General features: G+C 53.6%; 1 protein-coding gene. It reads right to left on the bottom strand.

The genetic code is table 11. The annotated features are described in order from the left end of the window. Positions 1-1,383 (bottom strand): IS66 family transposase (tnpC, locus tag ACFOET_RS17755; protein WP_379025169.1); only part of this gene is annotated, 1,383 nt, incomplete at its 3' end. Between the last annotated feature and the right edge of the window lie 2 nt (positions 1,384-1,385).

The raw sequence follows: 1,385 nt of genomic DNA, 5'->3' as shown, positions 1-1,385 counted from the left end.
CGGGTTGACTTCATGTTTTTTGCAAGTGGCGAAGAAGGAATAGATCATCGCAGCACGCTGCGCAGCTTCATGGCTTCCAGCAAAGAGGTAATTTTTGCGTCCGAGTGCAACTCCGCGAAGTGCATTTTCGCATAGGTTATTGTCTATCTGCAGATTTCCGTCATTTAGGTAAGCCGACAGCCCGTCCCATCTGGCATAGGCGTAAGCCATGGCTTTGCCGATCTGGCTTTTGGGCAGGGTGGATTTGATCTCTTCAAAGATCCATTTGCCCAGCTCGTTGATCACCGGAAGAGATTCTTTCAGACGGAGTCCTTTGGTCTGTTCGGCGGTCAGTCCTTCTTCCCGGGCCTTCCTTTCCACCGCGTAGAGCTGCTGGATCATGAGCAACGCTTTTGCTGCCCTGGCTTTGTCATTATCCAAAGCGCGCTCAAACTCTCTTCTTGCGTGCGCCCAGCAGGCCAGGTGTGTTATCCCTTTCTTCTTCCCATACTTTTCGTACGCTGCATACCCATCGGTCTGCAGGTAACCCCTGAAGTTATCCAGCATGGACCTGGGTACATGGCCGCCGCGCGAAGGATTGTAATCGAACAGTACGGTTTTGTCCAATGGGGAATGGTACACCCAATAATACCCCTGATGGGTGGCGCCTTTCTTTTCGCTATCCAGTACTTTTATGACCGTCTCATCCACCTGTAGATAACCTTTTGTTTTGGTGTCGAAGATGAGCTGCTCATACAGCGGGTGCAGTTTGATGAGCGCCTCCCTGGTCCAGCCCTCGATGGTGGAGGAAGGTATCCGGATGTTTTCCCTGGCGAAGCGCTGTTTCTGGCGGTAGAGCGGCAGGTGGTCCACGTATTTATCGGTCAGGATCATCGCCAGCAGGCCGGCGCCGGGGATACCTTTGTCGATGACCCGCTCGGGAAGTTCGGCAATCGTTACGCCTTCACCGTTCTTAGCGGCATATTTGTAGCGGATATAACGTTTGATATAGAACCTGGCAGGCTCGCACTCCAACTCCTCGGTAACCTCTTTGCCGATGCATACCATATCCGACAGGTCGCCTTCGGGGTGGATCTCGATCTCTTCTACCGCTAAGTGTTCCGGCAGCTTCGCGCGCCCTTTGTGGTTCGGGCGTTTGCGGACGTATTCGATCTTTTGCTTCACTTCTTCCTGCTGCTGTTCCGCTTCGGCAGGTGCGGCATCGAATGGCAGGGCGGTCTGGTTAGGATCGCCCTCGAAACGCTCGCGCTTCTGGCCGAACTGCATCCGGCGAACCATTGCAAGCTGGGATTCCAGATAGGCAATCCTTCGATCGCGTTCCGAAAGGGCTTCATCACGGCTGGAAATGACCTTTAAAAGGTCCTCTTTCGATAACTGTTCCAGCG

The organism is Parapedobacter deserti (assembly GCF_042646065.1).
Classification (GTDB): domain Bacteria; phylum Bacteroidota; class Bacteroidia; order Sphingobacteriales; family Sphingobacteriaceae; genus Parapedobacter; species Parapedobacter deserti.
This window is presented reverse-complemented; position numbering and strand designations above follow the sequence as displayed.